We start from the raw sequence: 15,173 nt of genomic DNA, 5'->3' as shown, positions 1-15,173 counted from the left end.
CCGCGGCGCGACGCCACCACGGCCAGCGGGGGTTGGCGCTCAGCCGCCGGCGCGAAAGCCGCGCAGCCCGTCGAGCGCCAGCACGCGCACGCCGCCGTACTCGACGCGGATCAGCCCGCGCGCCTGCAGCGCGTGCAGCGCCTCGTTCACCCGCTGGCGCGACAGGCCGACGAGATAGCCCAGCTCCTGCTGCGTGATGTGCAGCACCTCGCCGACGCCGGGGTACAGCGTCGGGTGGAACAGCGAGGCCAGGCTGCGTGCGACCCGTTCGTCGGGGTCGGTCAGGCGGTCGATCTCGCGTGCGCCGATGAACTGTCCCAGGCGTTCGTTCAACTGCAGCATCACGAAGCGGTTGAAGCCGATGCTGCGGTCCAGCAGCCAGTGGAAGGTGTCGGCGCCGATGCCGGCGACGTGGCTGCGCCGCAGCGCCTCGATGTTGTAGCGGTAGGGCTCGCGCTTGAGCACCGTGCCCTCGCCGAACCAGCCGCCGGGCGGCACGCCGGTGAAGGTGATCGGCATGCCCAGCGCCGAGTCGTTGCTCATCTTCAGCAGCCCGTCGATGAGCCCGAACCAGTAGCTCACCGGCCGGCCGATGCGGCAGACGTGCTCGCCGGCCTCGACCTGCACGACGCGCAGGTCGGCGAGCACACGCTCGCGCTCGACGGCGTCGAGACGGCCCAGCCAGGGGATGCCGGCGAGTTCTTCGGCGGTGGCGGCACGCGAGCGTGACGCGAGCGCGGCGGAACCCGGCGAGGGCGTGGTCGACGTCATGGCGCGGCTGCGGGAAAGACCCGGTGGGACGTTCCCGAAGATTGTCGTCAGAACGACAACTCGACGTCAAAGCCGTTCGTACGATCGTCTCGAACGGAGCCGGCCACCCTCGGCCCCGGCCCGCCGCCCTCTGGAGCCGCCATGCCGACGACTTTCCCGCGTCTGTTGCAGGAGCATGCGAAGCGCCGCCCGCAGGCCCCTGCGCTGCGCGAGAAGGTCTACGGCATCTGGCAGACGCTGTCGTGGAGCGAGCTGCTGACGCTGGTGCGTGCGCTGGCCGGCGGCTTCGCGGCGGCCGGCATCGCGCGCGACGAGCACGTCGTCGTCGTCGGCGAGAACCGGCCCCGGCTGTATGCGTCGATGCTGGCGCTGCAGTCCATCGGCGCGGTGCCGGTGCCGCTGTACCAGGACGCGGCCTCGCCGGAGTACGCCTTTCCGATCACCAACGCCGACGTGCGCTGCGCCGTCGTCGAGGACCAGGAGCAGGTCGACAAGCTGCTGGAGCTGCGCGAGACCTGCCCGCGGCTGGAGCGCCTCTGGTACGACGACCCGCGCGGCCTGCGCAAGTACGCCGAGCCGGGCCTGGAGTCGCTGGATGCGCTGATCGAGGCCGGCCGCGCGCACGACGCCGCGCACCCCGGCGCCTTCGACGCCGCGGTCGAGGCCGGCACGCCGGAAGACGTCGCGGCGATGTTCTTCACCTCGGGCACGACCGGCAACCCGAAGGGCGTGGTGCACACCCACCGCTCGCTGCTCGACCGCGCCTCGGCCGGCCGCGACTTCGACCGCCTGACCGAACACGAGGAAGTGCTGGCCTACCTGCCGCCGGCCTGGATCGGCCAGAACATCTTCAGCTACGCCCAGTGGCTGGCCTGCGGTTACGTCGTCAACTGCCCCGAGTCGCAGGCCACGGTGACGATCGACCTGAAGGAGATCGGCCCGACCTACTACTTCGCGCCGCCGCGTGTCTTCGAGGCTTTGCTGACCAGCGTCACGATCCGCATGGAAGACGCCTCGGCGATCAAGCGCTGGATGTACCGCCGCGCGATGGCGGTGGCGCGCCGTGTCGGCCCGCAACTGATGGACGGCAAGGCGATCAGCCTCGGCGACCGCATCGCCTACGCACTGGGCCAGCTCTTCGTCTACGGCCCGCTGCGCAACACGCTGGGCTTGTCGCGCGTGCGCGTGGCCTACACCGCCGGCGAGGCGATCGGGCCCGACCTCTTCACCTTCTACCGCTCGATCGGCATCAACCTGAAGCAGCTCTACGGCTCGACCGAGACCGCGGTCTTCGTCTGCCTGCAGCCCGACCACGAGGTGCGCGCCGACACGGTGGGCGTGCCGATCGCCGGCGTCGAGATCCGTGTCGCCGACAACGGCGAGATCCTGGTGAAGAGCCCCGGGCTGCTGAAGGAGTACTACAAGAACCCGGCGGCCACCGCCGAGGTGCTGACCGCCGACGGCTGGTACCACACCGGCGACGCCGGCTTCCTCGACGCCCACGGCCACCTGAAGATCATCGACCGCGCCAAGGACGTCGGCCGGCTGGCCGGCGGCGCCAACGACGGCGCGATGTTCGCGCCCAAGTACGTCGAGAACAAGCTGAAGTTCTTCCCGTTCATCAAGGAGGCGGTGGCCTTCGGCGACGGCCGCGAGAAGGTCTGCGCCTTCGTCAACATCGACTTCGAGGCGGTGGGCAACTGGGCCGAACGGCGCAACCTGCCCTACGCCGGCTACACCGACCTGGCGGCCAAGCCGCAAGTGCTGGAGCTGGTGCGCGAATGCGTCGAGCAGGTCAACGCCGACCTGGCCGGCGACGAGCGGCTGGCCGGCAGCCAGATCCACCGTTTCCTCGTGCTGCACAAGGAGCTCGACGCCGACGACGGCGAGCTGACGCGCACGCGCAAGGTGAGGCGCGGTTTCATCGCCGAGAAGTACGCGGTGCTGGTCGACGCGCTCTACGGGGGCCGCAGCGAGCAGTTCATCGAGACCGCGGTGAAGTTCGAGGACGGGCGCAGCGGCAGCGTCTCGGCGACGCTGGCGATCCTCGACAGCAAGGTGTTCCCGGCAGCGCGAAAGGCGGCTTGAGGTGGCAGCAGTGCTCGAACGACCCCAGGACGCTTCGCTGTCCGACCCGGCCCCCACCGGCCGCCGCAGCGGCGAGGTGATCCTCGACGTGCGCAACATCTCGCTGCGTTTCGGCGGCGTCAAGGCGCTGACCGACATCAGCTTCGACGTGCGCGAGCACGAGGTGCGCTCGATCATCGGCCCCAACGGTGCCGGCAAGAGCTCGATGCTGAACTGCATCAACGGCGTCTACTCGCCGCAGGAGGGCTCGATCAGCTTCCGCGGCAAGACCTTCGCGCACATGAACAGCCGCCAGGTCGCCGAGATGGGCATCGCGCGCACCTTCCAGAACCTGGCGCTGTTCAAGGGCATGAGCGTGCTCGACAACATCATGTCGGGCCGCAACCTGAAGATGAAGACCAACCTCTTCCAGCAGGCGATCCGCTGGGGCGCGGCCGAGCGCGAGGAGTGCGAGCACCGCGAGTTCGTCGAGAAGATCATCGACTTCCTCGAGATCCAGGCCTGGCGCAAGACGCCGGTCGGACGCCTGCCCTACGGCCTGCAGAAGCGTGTCGACCTCGGCCGCGCGCTGGCGATGGAGCCGCAGGTGCTGCTGCTGGACGAGCCGATGGCCGGCATGAACGTCGAGGAGAAGCAGGACATGAGCCGCTTCATCCTCGACGTCAACGACGAGTACGGCACGACCATCGTGCTGATTGAGCACGACATGGGCGTCGTGATGGACATCAGCGACCGCGTCGTCGTGCTCGACTACGGCAAGAAGATCGGCGACGGCACGCCCGACGAGGTGCGCAGCAATCCCGACGTCATCGCGGCGTATCTGGGCACGTCTCACTGAGCTTCTTCCGAGTGATGACCCGCGACGCGCACCGCCGGCCTGCCCCCCTCTCCCGCCCGCGGGAGAGGGCTGGGGTGAGGGCTCGTGGCACGCGTCTCCCCTCACCCCCCGCCCTCTCCCGCTTCGCGGGAGAGGGAGCCTACGGCGGCGCACCCTGACATGGCCTTCTTCCTCGAAACCCTGATCGGCGGCCTGATGACCGGCATGCTGTACGCGCTGGTCGCGCTCGGCTTCGTGCTGATCTTCAAGGCCAGCGGCGTCTTCAACTTCGCCCAGGGCGCGATGGTGCTGTTCGCGGCGCTGGCGATGGCGCGCTTCTCGGCCTGGTTCCCGGCCTGGTTCGGCTTCGAGAGCCAGCTGCTGGCCAACCTGCTGGCCATCGTCGCGGCGATGGCGGTGATGATCGTCGTCGCCTGGGCCATCGAGCGCCTGGTGCTGGGCAAGCTGGTCAACCAGGAAGGCGTGACGCTGCTGATGGCCACGCTGGGCATCGCCTACTTCCTCGAAGGACTGGGCCAGACGATCTTCGGCAACGACATCTATCCGATCGACGTCGGCCTGCCCAAGGACCCGGTGTTCCTGCTGGAGAGCACCTTCGAGGGCGGCATCCTCGTCAACAAGGAAGACCTGTACGCGGCGCTGATCGCCGCCGCGCTGGTGGCCGCGCTGAGCCTGTTCTTCCAGAAGACGGCCACCGGGCGTGCGCTGCGCGCCGTGGCCGACGACCACCAGGCGGCGCAGTCGATCGGCATCCCGCTGAACCGCATCTGGGTCATCGTCTGGAGCGTCGCCGGCTTCGTCGCGCTGGTCGCCGGGATCATCTGGGGCAGCAAGCTGGGCGTGCAGTTCTCGCTGTCGCTGGTGGCGCTGAAGGCGCTGCCGGTGGTCATCCTCGGCGGCCTGACCTCGGTGCCGGGCGCCATCGTCGGCGGCCTCTTGATCGGTGTCGGCGAGAAGCTGTCCGAGGTCTACGTCGGGCCGATGCTCGGCGGCGGCATCGAGATCTGGTTCGCCTACGTGCTGGCGCTGGTCTTCCTCTTCGTGCGGCCGCAGGGGCTGTTCGGGGAAAAGATCATCGACCGCGTCTGAACGGAGCCGAACGATGCTCTACCGCGAAAACGGCCAGTTCAAGACTTCGTACCGCGCCGACCTGCAGGTCTTCCCGATCCGCCAGGACCGCGTCGCGATCGCGCTGCTGCTGGCGCTGGCGATCGTCGTCGTGCCGCTGGTGGCGCCGGAGTACCTGTTCCGCGCGATCCTGATCCCGTTCCTGATCCTGTCGCTGGCCGCGCTGGGCCTGAACATCCTCGTCGGCTACTGCGGCCAGATCTCGCTGGGCACAGGCGCCTTCATGGCGGTGGGCGCCTACGCGGCCTACAACTTCCAGGTGCGTATCGACGGCATGCCGGTCGTCGCCTCGATCCTGCTCGGCGGCCTGTGCTCGACCGCCGTCGGCGTGCTCTTCGGCCTGCCCTCGCTGCGCATCAAGGGGCTGTACCTGGCGGTGGCGACGCTGGCGGCGCAGTTCTTCGTCGACTGGGCGGCGCTGCGGCTGAAGTTCGTGACCAACGGCTCGACCTCGGGCTCGGTCAGCGTCGCCGGGCTGCAGTTCCTGGGCATCCCGATCGAGTCGCCGGTGCAGAAGTACCTGTTCTGCCTGGCCTTCGTGCTCGTCTTCGCGACGCTGGCCAAGAACCTGGTGCGTGGCCACATCGGCCGCGAGTGGATGGCGATCCGCGACATGGACGTCGCCGCGGCGGTGATCGGCATCCGCCCGGTCTACGCCAAGCTGAGCGCCTTCGCGGTCAGCTCGTTCATCGTCGGCGTCGCCGGCGCGCTGTGGGGCTTCGTGCACCTGGGCTCCTGGGAGCCGGCGGCCTTCGGCGTCAACCGCTCGTTCGACCTGCTGTTCATGATCATCATCGGCGGCCTCGGTTCGATCATGGGCAGCTTCTTCGGCGCCGCGTTCATCGTCGTGCTGCCGATCGTGCTCGACAGCCTGCCGTACTGGTTCGGCATCCCCATCGACACGGCGCTCGCCGCGCACCTGACCTTCATGATCTTCGGCGCGCTGATCGTCTTCTTCCTGATCGTCGAGCCGCACGGCATCGCACGCTTGTGGTCCACGGCCAAAGAGAAGCTGCGTCTCTGGCCATTTCCGCACTGATGGCCCCCAAGCTCGCATTCGCTCGCTACCCCCCGAGGGGGCCGTTCGCCGATGGCCCGGCAAAGCCGGGCCATGGCTCTTGCTTGATCGCGGTGCCACCGCGATATCGGTCGACAACCAACGGAGACAAACCAAGATGAAGCTCGTTCCGTACACCCTGGCCGCCGCGGCGCTGGTCGCCGCCTCGGGCGCCTTCGCCCAGGCCAAGGAGCAGTTCTTCCCGCTGCTCGTCTACCGCACCGGCCCGTACGCGCCCAACGGCACGCCGTGGGCCAACGGCAAGCAGGACTACCTGAAGATGATCAACGCACGCGACGGCGGCGTGAACGGCGTCAAGCTGAGCTTCGAGGAGTGCGAGACCGGCTACGCCACCGACAAGGGCGTCGAGTGCTACGAACGCCTGAAGGGCAAGGGCGCGACGCTGTTCGACCCGCAAGCCACCGGCATCACCTTCGCGCTGACCGACAAGGCGCCGGCCGACAAGGTGCCGCTGCTGACGCTGGGCTACGGCCTGTCGGCCTCGGCCGACGGCGGTGTCTTCAAGTGGAACTTCCCGCTGATGGGCAGCTACTGGACGGCCGCCGACATCCTGATCCAGCACCTGGCGAAGAAGGAAGGCGGCTTCGACAAGCTCAAGGGCAAGAAGATCGCGCTGGTCTACCACGACAGCCCCTTCGGCAAGGAGCCGATCCCGCTGCTCGACGAGCGCCAGCAGATGCACGGCTTCGATCTGGTGAAGATCCCGGTCACGGCGCCGGGCGTCGAGCAGAAGTCGGCCTGGCTGCAGGTGCGCCAGCAGCGCCCCGACTACGTGCTGCTGTGGGGCTGGGGCGTGATGAACTCCACCGCGCTGAAGGAGGCCCAGGCCACCGGCTACCCGCGCGAGAAGATGTACGGCGTCTGGTGGGCCGGCGCCGAACCCGACGTCAAGGACGTCGGCATGGGCGCCAAGGGCTACAACGCGCTGGCGCTGAACACCTCGGGCACGACGCCGCAGGTCATCCAGGACATCCTCAAGCACGTGCACGCCAAGGGCCAGGGCACGGGGCCGAAGGACGAGGTCGGCTCGGTGCTGTACACGCGCGGCGTGATCATCCAGGCGCTGGGCGTCGAGGCCGTGCGCCGCGCGCAGGAGCGTTTCGGCAAGGGCAAGGTGATGACCGGCGAACAGGTGCGCTGGGGCCTGGAGAACCTGGCGCTGGACGACAAGAAGCTCGCCCAGCTCGGCCTGACCGGCGTGATCCGCCCGATCAGCACCTCGTGCATGGACCACCAGGGCTCGACCTGGGCGCGTGTGCAGACCTGGGACGGTGCCAAGTGGGGCTTCAGCTCCGACTGGTACCAGGCCGACGAGCAGATCCTGAAGCCGATGATCAAGAGCGCGGCGGACCGGTATGCGGGCGAGAAGAAGCTGACGCGGCGCTCGCCTGCCGATTGTCAGAGTTGATCCCCCCCGTAGCGGCCGACGCCGGCCTGCCGGCCGCGGCGGGCCAGTGGCCCGCCTCCTCGCCTGGCGCAGCCGGTCCACTGGACCGGCCACGTCCCGGCTCGGCCCCCCAGGGGGGCACCGCGAGCGGCCCGGCAGAGCCGGTTCCGCCGCGGTTGCTTGAGGGGCGGGGCGCGCTGCGCGCGGCCCCTATCGCGCGCGGCAACAACTGTTGGAGGACGGCATGGGTGATGTGCTGCTGAACGTCAACGGCATCGAGGTCATCTACAACCACGTGATCCTGGTGCTGAAGGGGGTGTCGCTGCGTGTGCCGGAAGGCGGCGTGGTGGCGCTGCTGGGCGGCAACGGGGCGGGCAAGACGACCACGCTGCGTGCGGTGAGCAACCTGCTGGCCGGGGAACGCGGCGAGGTGACCAAGGGCGCGATCGAGCTGCGCGGCGAGCGCATCGAGAAGCTGTCGACGGCGCAGATGGTCGAGCGTGGGGTCGTGCAGGTGATGGAGGGCCGGCACTGCTTCGCCCACCTGACGATCGAGGAGAACCTGATGACCGGCGCCTACACGCGCCGCGACGGGCGCGCCGCGGTCGCCGAGACGCTGGACAAGGTCTACACCTACTTTCCCCGCCTGAAGACGCGCCGCACCAGCCAGGCGGCCTACACCTCGGGCGGCGAGCAGCAGATGTGCGCCATCGGCCGCGCGCTGATGGCCAACCCGAAGATGGTGCTGCTCGACGAACCGTCGATGGGCCTGGCGCCGCAGATCGTCGAGGAGGTGTTCGAGATCGTGAAGGACCTGAACACGCGCGAAGGCGTGACCTTCCTGCTCGCCGAACAGAACACCAGCATCGCGCTGAAGTACGCCGACTACGGCTACATCCTCGAGAACGGCCGCGTCGTGATGGACGGCAGCGCCGAGGCGCTGCGCGAGAACGAGGACGTCAAGGAGTTCTACCTCGGCATGGGCGGCGGCGATCGCAAGAGCTTCCGCGATGCGAAGAGCTACAAGCGGCGCAAGCGGTGGTTGAGTTGAGCCCCCAAGCTCGCTATCGCTCGCTACCCCCCGAGGGGGCCGCTCGCCGGCGGACCGGCGGAGCCGGATCCGCGGCGAGGGCTTGATGGCGAGTGCCGTGCTGGCCTCGCAGGCCCGCTGACCGCGAGGATGAAGAATGGCGGTTCTTCGACCGCATCGAGATCCGCCATGAACGACGACGACTTCCTGGGGTTCGCCCCGCCGGCTTTCAACCCGGCCGAGGCGCTGCAGCGGCTGCGGCGCGACTTGCGCGAGCTGGGACTCGCGGAGCGGGCCGGGGTGTTCGAGCGCCGCGGCTGCGCGATCGCGCGGGTGGATCTGGACGACACGGCGCTGAAGGCGCAGACCGTGAAGCGGCCGTCGCGCAGCAGCCCGGAATGGCAGTCGAAGACGCTGCGCTCGGGGGCCGACGTGCGTGACTTCGTTGCCGACCTGAAGAAGCGGCTCGCCGCCTGGAGCGACCGCGATGACTAGGAGCCCACGACGATGAGCGACAACGCCCTGGACCCGCTGGAGACCCGCGACCCCGCCGAACGCGAGGCGGCGCTGATGGCGGCACTGCCGGCCCAGGTGGCTGCGGCGCTGTGCACGCCGGCATTCGCCGAACGCCTGCACGGCGTCGAGCCGGCCGCGGTGAGCAGCCGTGCCGCGCTGGCCGCGCTGCCGGTGACGCGCAAGCACGAGCTGCTCGAACGCCAGGCTGCCGAACGTGCCGCCGGCGGCGACCCCTTCGGTGGTTTCGCGGCGATCGGCTGGCGCGGCATCGGCGCGGTGCGTGTCGCCCGCCGTGTCTTCCAGTCGCCGGGGCCGATCTACGAACCCGAGGGTGCGGCCGCCGACTACTGGCGCTTCGGGCGTGCGCTGCGCGCCGCCGGCTTCACGGCCGGCGACCTGGTGCACAACAGCTTCAGCTACCACCTGACGCCGGCCGGCTCGATGATGGAAGGCGGCGCGCTGGCGCTGGGCTGCGCGGTCTTCCCCGGCGGCGTCGGCAACACCGAGCTGCAGCTGCAGGCGCTGGCCGAGCTGCGCGCCGACGCCTACGCCGGCACGCCGAGCTTTCTGCGCATCCTGCTGGAGAAGGCCGACATCGCCGGCCTGCGCCTGCCGGCGCTGCGCAAGGCCGCAGTCAGCGGCGAGGCCTTCCCGCCGGCGCTGCGCGACGCCTTCCGCGCCCGCGGCATCGAGGCCTACCAGAGTTACGCGACGGCCGACCTGGGCCTCGTCGCCTACGAGACCGAAGCGCGCGAAGGCCTGGTGCTCGACGAGTCGGTGATCGTCGAGATCGTGCGCCCCGGCACCGGCGAGCCGCTGCCCGACGGCGAGGTCGGCGAGGTCGTCGTCACGGTGCTGAACCCGGACTACCCGCTGATCCGTTTCGGCACCGGCGACCTGTCGGCGATCCTGCCGGGCGCCTGCCCGACCGGCCGCAGCAACGCACGCATGCGCGGCTGGCTCGGCCGCGCCGACCAGACGGCCAAGGTGCGCGGCATGTTCGTGCACCCGGCGCAGGTCGCCGAGGTGCTGCGCCGGCATCCGGAGCTGGGCCGCGCGCGCCTGGTCGTCGAAGGCGAGATGGCCGACGACCGCATGACGCTGATGGTCGAGTGCACGCGCCGGCCCGAGGGCCTGGCGGCGTCGATCGCGCAGACGGTGCGCGACGTGACCAAGCTGCGCGCCGAGGTCGAGCTCTGCGACCCGGGCCAGCTGCCCAACGACGGCAAGGTCATCGACGACCTGCGCCGCGTCGGCTGAGGCCGGGCCTCAGGCCACCAGCTTGGCCTGGCGCGCCAGGCGCTCCCAGCGCTTGAGGTCCAGGCGGATCGCGCCGGCCCACTCGATCGGCGTCATCGTCACCGGCGTGGCGCCCATCTGCAGCAGCTGGGCCTTGAACTCGCCGCTGTCGAGCAGGCGGTTGACGGTAGCGTTCAGGCGCTCGACGGTCGCGCGCGGCGTGCCGGCGGGGGCAACCGCGCCGTACCAGACCGGGGCGTCGAAGTTCGACAGCCCGGCCTCGGCCAGCGTCGGCACGTCGGGCAGCGCGAAAGAGCGTTTGGCCGTCGACACCGCCAGCGCCCTCACCTTGCCGGCGCGGATCTGGACCAGCGCCGACGGGATGGTCTCGAACGCGAGCTCGATGTCGCCGTTGGCCAGCCCGGCCATCATCGCGTTGCCGCCGGGGAACGCGACGCCATCGAGCTTGATGCCGGCGCGGATGCGGAACAGCTCGGCCGTGGCCTGCTGGGTCGAGCCGGCGCCGACCGAACCGTAGCGCAGCCGGTCCGGCCCCGCGGCGGCGGCCGAGATCAGCTCGCGCACCGAGCCGACGCGCGAGCGCGCCGCGACCACCAGCACCGAGGGCACCGCGGCCATCGCGGCGACGGGCTCGAAAGCGGTGGCGAAGTCGTAGCCCAGCCCGGTCTGCACGTACTGCGCGACGAGGTGGTGCGAGGAGGCCAGCATCAGCGTCGAGCCGTCGGGCTCGGCCTTGGCGACCGCGGCTGCGGCGGTGGTGCCCCCGGCCCCCGGGCGGTTCTCGACGACCAGCGGCAGGCCCAGCGCCGGGGCCAGGCGCTCGGCCAGCGCACGGCCCATCGCGTCGCTGGAGCCGCCGGACGGGAAGCCGATGACGAAACGCAGCGGCCGCGCCGGCTGCGCGAAGGCCGGAGGCAGGGCCAGCGAGGCGGCGGCAGCGAGCAGGGAACGACGCGTGAGCGGGAGGTTCATCGGCGGCAAGGTGTCGTCATGGGTGAAAACCCGCAGGATTCTGCGGTGCCCGCCCGGTCCGCGCCGCGACGAACGGCGGCAGAGCGGCCATCCGTCACGCTCTCGGCCGGCGCGGCGGCCCGATGCTGCTGACAGGCGTCAAGTGCAGCGCGGGCGCGGGTTTGCCGCTACGTATTTCCCGACGTGGCGGGCCGTTTGCGCGCCCTAGGATTCGCGCATCCCGGACCTTGACCACCACTGAAGGAGACAGACATCTTGAAGAAGACGCTGCTGGCCCTGGCCGCCACCCTGGTTGCCGCCACCGCATCGGCCGCCTATCCCGAGAAGCCGATCACCGTCGTCGTGCCGTTCGCAGCCGGCGGCCCCACCGACAAGGTCGCGCGCGACCTGGCCGAAGCGCTGCGCAAGCAGCTGAACAACACGACCATCGTCATCGAGAACGTCGGGGGTGCCGGCGGCACGCTGGGCGCGGCCAAGGTCGCCAAGGCGACGCCGGACGGCTACACGCTGCTGGTGCACCACATCGGCATGGCCACCTCGCCGGCGCTGTACCGCAACCTGCCGTACAAGACGCTGGACGACTTCGAGTACGTCGGCCTCATCAACGAGGTGCCGATGACGGTGATCGGCCGCCCGGACCTGCCGGCCAACAACTTCGCCGAGCTGCGCAAGTGGCTCGAGGCGAACAAGGGCCGCATCAACCTCGCCAACGCCGGCCTCGGCGCCGCCTCGCACCTGTGCGGCGTGCTGTTCCAGCAGAGCCTGGCCATCGACATGACGACCGTGCCGTACAAGGGCACCGCACCGGCGATGACCGACCTGCTCGGCGGCCAGGTCGACATCATGTGCGACCAGACGACGAACACCACCGGCCAGATCGAGAGCGGCAAGGTCAAGGCCTACGCCGTGACGACGACCAAGCGCCTGACGGCGCCGGCGCTGGCCAAGCTGCCGACGCTGGACGAGTCGGGCGTCAAGGGCTTCAACGTGACGATCTGGCACGGTGTCTACGCGCCGCGCGGCACGCCCAAGCCGGTGCTCGACACGCTGAACGCCGCGCTGCGCAAGGCGCTGAAGGACGCCGACTTCATCAAGCGCGAGGAAGCGCTGGGTGCGGTCGTCGTCACCGACAGCCGCGTCGGCCCGGCCGAACACAAGAAGTTCGTCGAGGCCGAGATCAACAAGTGGGGCCCGATCATCAAGGCCGCCGGACAGTACGCTGACTGAGCCCGGACGTGCGACGCCGGAAGGCGTTGCACGCCAGGCGAAGGCCCGAGCGCGATTTCACGCGCGAGGGCTGAGGACGTGTGAACGTGCCCGCGCACGGTCACACGCTGCAGTCAGGAGCAGCCCGGAGGCAGCCCGGGGTCAGGTCTCGCAAGACCTGACCCCGTCTTTCCCTCGCGCGACGTTCTGGCAGCCCGGGGTCAGGTCTCACGAGACCTGACCCCGTCTTTCCATCTTCCTCAGCAGGACGCCAACGAGGTCAGGCGATCCGCATCGGGATCGTCACCGGCCCGTCGTTGACGAGATGCACCTGCATGTCGGCGCCGAAGACCCCGGCAGCCACCGTCGGATGGCGCTCGCGTGCCAGGCGCAGCACATCCTCGTAGAGCGCACGGCCGAGTTCGGCCGGCGCGGCGCCGGTGAAGCTCGGGCGGTTGCCGCCCGAGGTGTCGGCCGCCAGCGTGAACTGCGAGACGATCAGCAGCCCGCCGCCGACGTCCTGCACGCTGCGGTTCATGCGTCCGGCCTCGTCGCTGAAGATGCGCAGCTTCAACAGCTTGTCGACCAGCCTGGCGGCCTGCGCCGGCGTGTCCGACGGCTCGGCGCAGACCAGCACCAGCAGGCCCTGCGCGATCTGGCCGACGACACGGCCTTCGACCTCGACACGCGCGCCAGCGGCGCGCTGGATCAGCGCCATCATGGGTTCGGGTCCTCCTCGCCCGGCAGCGCGATCGCCTCGGCGTCGACGGGCAGCAACTGGATGCTGGCGCGCAGCCCCGGCACGGCCGCCATCAGCGCGACCTCCACCTCGGTGCGCACCTGGGCGGCATGGGCCAGCGTCCAGGCGCCGGGCACGTGCAGGTGCAGGTCGACGAAACGCCGCTGCCCGGCGCGGCGCGTGACGACGTGATCGAAACGGATCGGCTGCCCGGCGAACGCCGCCAGCGCGGCGTCGACCTTGGCGATGACCTCGGGCTCCAGCGCCTGGTCCATCAGGCCGCTGGCCGAGCGCCAGATCAGCGAGGCGCCCTCGCGCAGGATGTTCAGCGCCACCAGGATCGCGAGCACCGGGTCCAGCCACAGCCAGCCGCTGAAGTGCACCAGCACCAGCCCGCCGACGACGCCGGCCGAGGTCCAGACGTCGGTGAACAGGTGGCGGGCATCGCCTTCGAGCGCCATCGAGCCGACGGCGCGCGCCTTGCGCAGCATCGACCAGGCGAGCGCGCCGTTGAGCACCGAGCTGATCACCGACAGCGCCAGGCCGAAGCCCAGCTGCTCCAGCGGCTGCGGGTTCAGCAGGCGCTCGACCGCGGCCCAGACGATGGCCAGCGCGGCGACGAAGATCAGCACGCCCTCGAAGCCGCTGGAGAAGTACTCGGCCTTGTGGTGGCCGTAGGGATGCTCCTCGTCGGCCGGGCGCGCGGCGATCGTCACCATCGCCAGCGCGAAGGTGGCGCCGGCCAGGTTGACCAGCGACTCCATCGCGTCGGACAGCAGGCTGACGCTGCCGCTGACCCACCAGGCGCCGGTCTTCAGCGCGATCGTCGCGATGGCGACCGCGACCGAGATCTTCAGGTAGCTGCTGACCTGCATCGCGGGGCGGACGCAGCGGACGCGGCGGGCGGGCGCTCAGGCGCCCAGCGTCACGCGCGCGAACTTGCGCTTGCCGACCTGCACGACGTAGGTGCCGGCCGCCAGCTTCAGCGCCTTGTCGGAGACGACACCGCCGTCGACACGCACGCCGCCCTGTTCGACCATGCGCATCGCCTCGCTGGTCGACGGCACCAGGCCGGCCTGCTTCAGCAGCGCGGCGATGCCCAGCGGCGCGCCGGACAGCGAGCACTCGGGGATCTCGTCGGGCACGCCGCCGGCGGCGCGACGCTGGAAGTCCTCGTGCGCGGCCTCGGCCGCGGCGGCGCTGTGGAAGCGCGTCGTGATCTCCTTGGCGAGCATCACCTTCGCGTCCTTCGGGTTGCGCCCGCCCTCGACCTCGCGCTTGAGCGCCGCGATCTCGTCCTCGCTGCGGAAGGACAGCAGCGTGTACCAGCGCCACATCAGCTCGTCGCTGATCGACAGGATCTTGGCGAACATGGCGTTCGCCGGCTCGGTGATGCCGACGTAGTTGCCCTTGCTCTTGGACATCTTCTCGACGCCGTCCAGGCCTTCGAGCAGCGGCATCGTCAGGATGCACTGCGGCTCCTGGCCGTACTCGGCCTGCAGCGCGCGGCCGACGAGCAGGTTGAACTTCTGGTCGGTGCCGCCGAGCTCGAGGTCGCTCTTCAGCGCCACCGAGTCGTAGCCCTGCATCAGCGGGTAGAGGAACTCGTGCACGCTGATCGGCGTGTTCGACTCGAAGCGCTTCTTGAAGTCGTCGCGCTCCATCATGCGTGCCACCGTGTAGCGCGCCGCCAGCTGGATCATGCCGCGAGCGCCGAGCGCGTCACTCCACTCGCTGTTGTAGCGGATCTCGGTGCGCGCCGGGTCCAGCACCAGGCTGGCCTGCTTGTAGTAGGTCTGGGCGTTGGCCTCGATCTGCTCGCGCGTCAGCGGCGGGCGCGTCGAGTTGCGGCCCGAGGGGTCGCCGATCATCGACGTGAAGTCGCCGATCAGGAAGATCACCGTGTGCCCCAGGTCCTGGAGCTGGCGCATCTTGTTGAGCACGACGGTGTGGCCGATGTGGATGTCGGGAGCCGTCGGGTCCAGCCCGAGCTTGATGCGCAGCGGCGTTCCGGTGGCCTCGGCACGGGCCAGCTTCTTCAGCCAGTCGGCTTCGGGGAGCAGTTCGTCACAGCCGCGGCGGGAGATGCGCATCGCCTCCATGACGCGGTCTGTGATCGGCGTCAACGGGGCGGCAGAGGAGTCGGACATGGCAGGTTTT

At 69.9% G+C, this 15,173-nt stretch carries 14 protein-coding genes; 9 read left to right on the top strand and 5 right to left on the bottom strand.

The window, feature by feature from the left end:
• Positions 1-39: 39 nt before the first annotated feature.
• Positions 40-771 (bottom strand): Crp/Fnr family transcriptional regulator, encoded by a 732-nt coding sequence (locus LOC65_RS17415; RefSeq protein ID WP_009858637.1) that lies wholly within the window; start codon positions 769-771, stop codon positions 40-42.
• Between the two features lie 141 nt (positions 772-912).
• On the opposite strand from LOC65_RS17415, the gene LOC65_RS17410 reads away from it, so the two are divergent.
• From LOC65_RS17410 to LOC65_RS17375, 8 genes are all read left to right on the top strand, one after another.
• The gene (locus tag LOC65_RS17410) at positions 913-2,859 is read left to right on the top strand and encodes a long-chain fatty acid--CoA ligase (protein WP_230248446.1); all 1,947 of its coding nucleotides are present in this window, start codon (positions 913-915) and stop codon (positions 2,857-2,859) included.
• Between the two features lie 10 nt (positions 2,860-2,869).
• Positions 2,870-3,697 (top strand): ABC transporter ATP-binding protein, encoded by an 828-nt coding sequence (locus LOC65_RS17405; protein ID WP_230248445.1) that lies wholly within the window; start codon positions 2,870-2,872, stop codon positions 3,695-3,697.
• Positions 3,698-3,856: 159 nt separating this feature from the next.
• Complete coding sequence (locus LOC65_RS17400) at positions 3,857-4,786, top strand: branched-chain amino acid ABC transporter permease (protein ID WP_009858082.1); 930 nt, start codon at positions 3,857-3,859, stop codon at positions 4,784-4,786.
• A 13-nt stretch (positions 4,787-4,799) separates the two neighbouring features.
• A complete protein-coding gene (locus LOC65_RS17395; RefSeq protein WP_230248442.1) occupies positions 4,800-5,864 on the top strand; it encodes a branched-chain amino acid ABC transporter permease in 1,065 nt (354 codons plus the stop codon).
• A gap of 136 nt (positions 5,865-6,000) precedes the next feature.
• Complete coding sequence (locus LOC65_RS17390; RefSeq protein WP_230248440.1) at positions 6,001-7,311, top strand: ABC transporter substrate-binding protein; 1,311 nt, start codon at positions 6,001-6,003, stop codon at positions 7,309-7,311.
• A 223-nt stretch (positions 7,312-7,534) separates the two neighbouring features.
• The gene (locus LOC65_RS17385; RefSeq protein ID WP_009858085.1) at positions 7,535-8,341 is read left to right on the top strand and encodes an ABC transporter ATP-binding protein; all 807 of its coding nucleotides are present in this window, start codon (positions 7,535-7,537) and stop codon (positions 8,339-8,341) included.
• 168 nt (positions 8,342-8,509) lie between these two features.
• Positions 8,510-8,815, top strand: coding sequence for a hypothetical protein (locus LOC65_RS17380; protein WP_009858086.1), 306 nt, complete (start codon positions 8,510-8,512; stop codon positions 8,813-8,815).
• A 12-nt stretch (positions 8,816-8,827) separates the two neighbouring features.
• Entirely contained in the window at positions 8,828-10,096 is a 1,269-nt protein-coding gene (locus LOC65_RS17375; protein WP_230248438.1) for a phenylacetate--CoA ligase family protein, read from the top strand.
• A gap of 9 nt (positions 10,097-10,105) precedes the next feature.
• Here the strand turns inward: LOC65_RS17375 and LOC65_RS17370 are convergent, their stop codons facing one another.
• On the bottom strand, positions 10,106-11,068 hold the full coding sequence (locus LOC65_RS17370) for a tripartite tricarboxylate transporter substrate binding protein (RefSeq protein WP_230248436.1): 963 nt from the start codon (positions 11,066-11,068) through the stop codon (positions 10,106-10,108).
• Positions 11,069-11,323: 255 nt separating this feature from the next.
• Between LOC65_RS17370 and LOC65_RS17365 the strand changes: the two genes are divergently transcribed.
• On the top strand, positions 11,324-12,295 hold the full coding sequence (locus tag LOC65_RS17365) for a tripartite tricarboxylate transporter substrate-binding protein (protein ID WP_009858089.1): 972 nt from the start codon (positions 11,324-11,326) through the stop codon (positions 12,293-12,295).
• Positions 12,296-12,554: 259 nt separating this feature from the next.
• On the opposite strand, the gene dtd is transcribed toward LOC65_RS17365, so the two are convergent.
• From dtd to tyrS, 3 genes are read right to left on the bottom strand one after another with little or no spacing between them, the layout of a single operon-like run.
• Positions 12,555-12,995, bottom strand: a complete 441-nt coding sequence (gene dtd, locus LOC65_RS17360) for a D-aminoacyl-tRNA deacylase (RefSeq protein WP_164962951.1) — start codon at positions 12,993-12,995, stop codon at positions 12,555-12,557.
• The gene (locus LOC65_RS17355; protein WP_009858091.1) at positions 12,992-13,888 is read right to left on the bottom strand and encodes a cation diffusion facilitator family transporter; all 897 of its coding nucleotides are present in this window, start codon (positions 13,886-13,888) and stop codon (positions 12,992-12,994) included. Before LOC65_RS17355 ends, dtd begins: the two co-directional genes overlap by 4 nt.
• A 36-nt stretch (positions 13,889-13,924) precedes the next feature.
• Positions 13,925-15,163, bottom strand: a complete 1,239-nt coding sequence (gene tyrS, locus LOC65_RS17350) for a tyrosine--tRNA ligase (protein ID WP_029718725.1) — start codon at positions 15,161-15,163, stop codon at positions 13,925-13,927.
• Positions 15,164-15,173: the final 10 nt, after the last annotated feature.

It is taken from the genome of Rubrivivax sp. JA1055, from assembly GCF_020966565.1.
Classification (GTDB): Bacteria; Pseudomonadota; Gammaproteobacteria; order Burkholderiales; family Burkholderiaceae_C; genus Rubrivivax; species Rubrivivax benzoatilyticus.
This window is presented reverse-complemented; position numbering and strand designations above follow the sequence as displayed.

Excerpts from the sequence above, each read along its gene's own strand:
- LOC65_RS17390 (WP_230248440.1), top strand. The coding sequence starts at position 6,001 with ATGAAGCTCGTTCCGTACACCCTGGCCGCCGCGGCGCTGGTCGCCGCC.
- LOC65_RS17355 (WP_009858091.1), bottom strand. The coding sequence starts at position 13,888 with ATGCAGGTCAGCAGCTACCTGAAGATCTCGGTCGCGGTCGCCATCGCG.
- LOC65_RS17410 (WP_230248446.1), top strand. The coding sequence starts at position 913 with ATGCCGACGACTTTCCCGCGTCTGTTGCAGGAGCATGCGAAGCGCCGC.
- LOC65_RS17370 (WP_230248436.1), bottom strand. The coding sequence starts at position 11,068 with ATGAACCTCCCGCTCACGCGTCGTTCCCTGCTCGCTGCCGCCGCCTCG.
- LOC65_RS17375 (WP_230248438.1), top strand. The coding sequence starts at position 8,828 with ATGAGCGACAACGCCCTGGACCCGCTGGAGACCCGCGACCCCGCCGAA.
- tyrS (WP_029718725.1), bottom strand. The coding sequence starts at position 15,163 with ATGTCCGACTCCTCTGCCGCCCCGTTGACGCCGATCACAGACCGCGTC.
- LOC65_RS17400 (WP_009858082.1), top strand. The coding sequence starts at position 3,857 with ATGGCCTTCTTCCTCGAAACCCTGATCGGCGGCCTGATGACCGGCATG.
- LOC65_RS17380 (WP_009858086.1), top strand. The coding sequence starts at position 8,510 with ATGAACGACGACGACTTCCTGGGGTTCGCCCCGCCGGCTTTCAACCCG.
- LOC65_RS17385 (WP_009858085.1), top strand. The coding sequence starts at position 7,535 with ATGGGTGATGTGCTGCTGAACGTCAACGGCATCGAGGTCATCTACAAC.
- LOC65_RS17395 (WP_230248442.1), top strand. The coding sequence starts at position 4,800 with ATGCTCTACCGCGAAAACGGCCAGTTCAAGACTTCGTACCGCGCCGAC.
- dtd (WP_164962951.1), bottom strand. The coding sequence starts at position 12,995 with ATGATGGCGCTGATCCAGCGCGCCGCTGGCGCGCGTGTCGAGGTCGAA.
- LOC65_RS17415 (WP_009858637.1), bottom strand. The coding sequence starts at position 771 with ATGACGTCGACCACGCCCTCGCCGGGTTCCGCCGCGCTCGCGTCACGC.